Annotated in this window: 7 protein-coding genes; all 7 read right to left on the bottom strand. The window is 57.1% G+C overall.

Features of this window, described 5'->3' with window-relative positions; all coding sequences use genetic code 11:
* A partial coding sequence (locus ONB25_07770) for a 4Fe-4S binding protein (protein ID MDZ7392773.1) occupies positions 1-600 on the bottom strand: 600 nt, incomplete at its 3' end.
* 149 nt (positions 601-749) lie between these two features.
* Positions 750-1,247, bottom strand: coding sequence for an NADH-quinone oxidoreductase subunit B family protein (locus tag ONB25_07765; protein MDZ7392772.1), 498 nt, complete (start codon positions 1,245-1,247; stop codon positions 750-752).
* A gap of 36 nt (positions 1,248-1,283) precedes the next feature.
* Positions 1,284-2,816 (bottom strand): proton-conducting transporter membrane subunit, encoded by a 1,533-nt coding sequence (locus tag ONB25_07760; GenBank protein MDZ7392771.1) that lies wholly within the window; start codon positions 2,814-2,816, stop codon positions 1,284-1,286.
* 10 nt (positions 2,817-2,826) lie between these two features.
* Positions 2,827-3,492, bottom strand: a complete 666-nt coding sequence (locus tag ONB25_07755; protein MDZ7392770.1) for an NADH-quinone oxidoreductase subunit K — start codon at positions 3,490-3,492, stop codon at positions 2,827-2,829.
* A gap of 3 nt (positions 3,493-3,495) precedes the next feature.
* A complete protein-coding gene (locus ONB25_07750) occupies positions 3,496-3,987 on the bottom strand; it encodes a 4Fe-4S binding protein (GenBank protein MDZ7392769.1) in 492 nt (163 codons plus the stop codon).
* A gap of 48 nt (positions 3,988-4,035) precedes the next feature.
* A complete protein-coding gene (locus ONB25_07745) occupies positions 4,036-4,956 on the bottom strand; it encodes an NADH-quinone oxidoreductase subunit H (protein MDZ7392768.1) in 921 nt (306 codons plus the stop codon).
* A 54-nt stretch (positions 4,957-5,010) separates the two neighbouring features.
* A partial coding sequence (locus ONB25_07740) for a Fe-S-binding domain-containing protein (protein MDZ7392767.1) occupies positions 5,011-5,218 on the bottom strand: 208 nt, incomplete at its 5' end.

Raw genomic sequence — 5,218 nt, 5'->3', positions numbered from 1 at the left:
GACGCCAGCTACTTTCTGATCGACTTTCTCCTTTTTCTTGGCGATGCACGGCCCGATAAACACAAGTCGGCAGTCGGGGTCATACATCGCTTTCACAGCCCTCCCAGTGGCAATCATGGGAGACACGATGGGAGCCATGTGCAAGATGAGGGCCGGATGGTACTTCTGGATGAACTCCACAATCGCCGGGCATGGAGTGCTGATAATAGTGGTCATGGAGCTCTGCCGGAACAAACGCGCATATTCCCTGGCGATCATGTCCGCGCCGACGGCTACCTCCACCACTCTAGCAAAGCCCAGTTGCCTGAGCGCAGAAACAAGCTGCCCTGGCCGATCATCAGGAAAGGCGGCCGGGAACGAAGGCGCTAACAACGCATAGACAGGGTTACCGCTCCGGAGCAGTTCTTCGGTGTGTTCGATACCACTCTCGATCTTCTTGGCCTTCTGCGCACAGACAAGCACACAATTGCCACACCCAATGCAGCGCTCCTTGATGACCTCGGCCTGGCCCTCGATGATCTTGATGGCACGCGCCGGACAGTTGCGCACGCACGAGTAGCAACGTTTGCACTTGTCCCGGATCGTTTGGACAACCGGCATAGAGGCCTAACCTCTTCTTGCTCCCGCGAACAAATGTAGCAAAACTTGCGGCCAATTGCAAATAAAGAAAAATCGGATGCACCCACGTGGCGCTACCCAAGGGCACATCCGACACAAGCGCGCTGAAAGATGCTGACCGACCCTAAGCCTCACTTGGTGCCAATCATGGGGATGTCCAGTTCCTCGAGGCTCGGAAAGTCGGTGAGTATCTTGCGCGCCACCTTTTTCGGCGCCAAACCCAGTGCCACTGCTACACCATATAGAATTGCCTCGGGACGCGGCGGACAGCCAGGGACGTAGAAATCCACAGGAATCACCTTGTCCACGCCACCGTAGATGTTGTAGCTGTCATAGAACACATCGCCGCCGCACGCACAAGAACCGATGGCGAAGACCAGTTTGGGATTCGGCGTGGCCTCGTACAGCCGCCGCAGGGAAGGCGCTATCTGCCTATTCACTGAGCCGGTCACCAGCAACACATCCGCATGTCGCGGCGAGCCTACCAGCTTGATGCCAAAGCGCTCGGCGTCGTAGTACGGCGTGAGCACGTTGATGATCTCAATGTCGCAACCGTTGCATGCCGAGGCATTGGTGTGGTAAACCCAAAGCGCCTTGGGAAAAGCCTTCAGACAAAGTTTGCGTAGCATCCGTTCACCTCAGAGAATGAGTGCGACGACTGTCGTTCATGGGGTCACAACGCCTTTGCCCCAGATGGTCAATACCGCCCGCGTGGCGGCATCCAGGGCCGGGTGCAGAATGTGCGGGTAGACACCGATAAGGATGCAGAAAAGAGCAAGCACCACAATACTGACCCGCATGCTGAGGGGTACCTCCCGGACCTGCTCCAATTCCATTGCACCCTCAGTGCTTTGCGGCCGCCGCCAAAACACCCGGTAGGCCGCCCAGACCAAACAAGCCAAGGTCAGCAACCCCGTGAACACAGAGATGGCCATGGCCCAATAGAGCCTTTCCTCGCCGATGGCAAGAAAAATCGTGAACTTGCTCACAAACCCGTTAAACGGCGGAAGTCCTCCCAGCGACAAGGCGCCGACAAAGAAACAGAAGGCCGTGATGGGCATCTTCTTTGCCAGACCGCCCAAGCGCGAGATACGACGCGCCCCGCCGGTAGCGTACATCACCGCACCGACGCTCAAGAAGAGGAGGGCCTTGATAATGGTATGGTTGACCACATGAAACAGTCCGCCGTAAATGCCGACGTAGGTTCCTAAGCCCAACCCCTCAAACACATAGCTGATTTGGCTCACGCTGGAAAACGCCAGCATGCGTTTCAGGTCGTCCTGCACCAAGGCCATGAAAATGCCCACCAACATGCTCGCCGAACTCAATATGGCGATGAATACGATGACCGCATGATAGGTGGGGGCAAAGACCGTGACTGTCCGCGACAGCGCATAGGCCCCCAACTTGATGATCAGACCAGACAAAAGGGCGCTGACCGGCGTGGGGGCTTCGGAGTGGGCGTCAGGCAACCAAGCGTGAAAAGGAACAAGACCAGCCTTGGTGGCAAAACCCGCAGTCAAGAAAGCCATAGCCAGCAAAGCGATGTTCTTGGGAATACGGGGAGCTACCATCCCAATCTCCGTGAGCCGCAAGGCATGGATTCCTTCTGTCCTGAATTGCGCCGCCGCGGCGAATATGAGCACCATGCCGAACAACGCAAACGTCATCCCCACTACCACCAACAGCACATACTTGTATCCGGCTTCCAATGCCGCCCTGCTTCGGTAAAATGCGACCAGCAGGGCGGTGGCCAGAGTGGAGCCCTCCATCGCTACAAACAGCATCAGCATGTTGTTGGTGGTCACGGTCCACATCATTGTGCCGGTGAAAAGCTGAATGAGAGCATAGTACAACCCTAAGCGCCCCTCCGAGAACACCCCCTTCGCCTGCTCCTTGGCCATGTACCGCGCCGACTGGATGGTAATGAGGGTGACCATCAAAGGAACCAGCACCGTAAACAGAGCGCTCAATCCGTCGACGCTAATTGCCTCTCCTACGGCAGTCACGCGGTGCCCGGACCAGACCATGGTAGCCAGCCGCACCGCGAGGATTACCTCCACCACCATGACTCCCAAGGCAAGGTAATGGCGCGGCACCCGCACGCTGCCCAGGCTGAGCAGGGCGGTAAACACGGCACCGAGAATGGGCAAGACGATAAGAATCAGGGGTAGTGCCGATGATACCGTTTCCGACATGGGCTAACCTCTATCGCTTGAGTTCCGATAGCTTGGCAGAGTCCGTCGAACCGAAGACCTGGTAGATGTTGCTGCTAATGTACAGGAGAATCAGCACCGCCGCAGCCACATTGGTGAGGATGCCGATCATAGTCGTCTCGGAAAGTTGTGGTGCCAGGGCCAAAAGCACCAGGTGCACGCCATTTTCCATCAACGCCAGACCCAACACCGTTTTCACCACGTCCCTGCGGGTCAGCAGCGCCCACAGGCCAAGGGAGAAAATAGTGAAAGCACCTGCCAAAAGCGACCGTACCGGCTCGGTGCGCGCTGCCTCGCCAGGCGCAAGCAAGTACGAATAGCTCTGGAAAAGGCGGAAGAACACCACCACAAGCACACCGATGGCCAGCACCGAGATGCCATGCCCCAATACGGGGCGGTATTCGCGAGTGGGGAAACGGCGCGCAAACTGGAAAAGGAGCGTCGGGATGAGGATGATCTTGGTCAAGAAGCAGGTAGCTGACCAGAGGTACAGTGACGTATTCTTCGACAAGTAGGCGTAAGCGGTTATGATCGAAAAAAGCAAGATTGAGTGGAAGAGGTAGAAAAACGTCGTGCTCCGCAGGTTGCGCAGCTCTACCGCCACCACCGAGGTGATGAGAATGCCGAGGCTGAGTGTAACCAGGATGTTCCCTTGCATTGCCTACTCCCTCTTGTTGGGCCGAGGGCCCCCGTGGGGCATAGACGGGCCGACAAAATTGCGCCCTTCCCGGTGTCGCCGCACTGGGATCTTGTCGATAGCGTTATCCGTTTCGAAGCAACGGCCGCACCGCGCGCACGTGGCCATGTACAGCTCCTGCTCAATGTACAGGTCTTCTTTGTGGTCGGTGCTGTTCTCAAACTCCAAGGTCATCGTGATGGCTTTCTCCGGGCACACCTCTGCGCACCGTCCACAGTAGGTGCAACGATCCAAGATAAACTCCATGCGTGTCCGCTCGCCCTCATCGTATATGCGTATCAACCTTGAGGGACACACATTGGCGCACCCTCCACAGGCGATGCACCGCGTCTGGTCGACCGTTATCTTGCCGCGAAAACCCTCCGGCAGCTCCGCACCCGGGCCCAACGGGTATGGTAAGGTGACCCGCGGATTGGAGAAACAGATGACCGCTTCCTTGAACTTGGCTCTGAACATCGCGCTCCCTTTATATGATAACCCGTTCTCTACGCAATCCGTCCGACGCTATGAACCCACCAAAGCGAACGCAAGCCCTGCCGCAGAGACAAAGATGAGCAAGCCAAAGAACTGGATGGACTGGTCAATGCGCAATCGGGGGTTGACCGCGTGCACCACACCAACCAACACCAGGAGCACCACAACTTTGGCCAGCGTAATAAGTAGGTCCAGGAATAGCTTGCCCACGTGCGGCCAAGGGACGAACACCGAGACCAGCAAAGAGGCAAAGATGAGCTGTTTGGCGTAGAAGGACCATTTGAACAACGCCAGCTTGGGGCCGCTCTGCTCCACAAAGGGCCCTTCCATGATCTCCTGGTCTGCTTCTACAATGTCAAACGGCAACCGTGCCAGCTGGGCAACGATAGCCAAGAACAGTGCCACACCCACGATGAGCATGGAAATCGCCGGCGGGTGGGAGAGCTGCCAGGCGACCATGTCCCCGAACATCATCGACCCAGACTTGACCGCGGCGGTGATGAGGGCAATGGCTAATACCGGCTCCACTGTCAGCACCATCATCACTTCACGCCCGGCGCCGAGCAACCCATAGGGGCTACCCGAAGTCACTCCGCTCAGGAAGATCATCACTGCAACCGCCGAAATCAGGTACACAAACACGATGACCTCGCCGGCAAAGCCCAACGGGGGTCTTCCGAACATCGGCACCAGCAGGCTGGCAGTAAGCACTGCAGACAGCGCGAACACTGCCGAATAGCGGAAAAGGAAGCTGCGCGAGCTGGCAATCTCCTCTTTGCCCAATAACTTGAGTATGTCCAAATATGGCTGGTACAGAGGAGGCCCGATGCGCGAATGTACGAAGGCGATGAGCTTCCTAATGATTCCCTCCAGCAGCGGAGAGAGCAAGAGCACGATCGCAATTTGCAGCGCGCTCAGCCCTACTATCTGGCCCAGACTATAATCCATCATTCCTCCACGCCTTCGCCTTTCAGCCGACCTCCTCTGTGAAGGGCCCGCAATCCATCACTTCTTCCCCCACCGCTCCTTGCACAAGCGGAAAAGGTCGGCCTTAGTGTAGACTTTCACCTCGCCGGAACGAATATCCACCGTCTCCATGCGTTCTGTGCAGGAGAAGCACGGGTCGATACTTCCCAAGGTGATGGGGACGTCGGCAATTGTTTCGCCCAACACCATCACCGGCACGCTTTGCAGGTTCTGGAACGTGGGTGCG

The organism is candidate division KSB1 bacterium, from assembly GCA_034506335.1.
Lineage (GTDB): Bacteria > Zhuqueibacterota > Zhuqueibacteria > JANLFK01 > Oleimicrobiaceae > Oleimicrobium.
Note: the sequence above shows the minus strand (reverse complement) of the source record. Positions and strands in the feature narration are given on the sequence as shown.

What these genes read in the sequence shown, in the direction of transcription:
- ONB25_07745 (MDZ7392768.1), bottom strand. Translation starts at nt 4,956, where the DNA reads ATGATGGATTATAGTCTGGGCCAGATAGTAGGGCTGAGCGCGCTGCAA.
- ONB25_07765 (MDZ7392772.1), bottom strand. Translation starts at nt 1,247, where the DNA reads ATGCTACGCAAACTTTGTCTGAAGGCTTTTCCCAAGGCGCTTTGGGTT.
- ONB25_07760 (MDZ7392771.1), bottom strand. Translation starts at nt 2,816, where the DNA reads ATGTCGGAAACGGTATCATCGGCACTACCCCTGATTCTTATCGTCTTG.
- ONB25_07755 (MDZ7392770.1), bottom strand. Translation starts at nt 3,492, where the DNA reads ATGCAAGGGAACATCCTGGTTACACTCAGCCTCGGCATTCTCATCACC.
- ONB25_07750 (MDZ7392769.1), bottom strand. Translation starts at nt 3,987, where the DNA reads ATGTTCAGAGCCAAGTTCAAGGAAGCGGTCATCTGTTTCTCCAATCCG.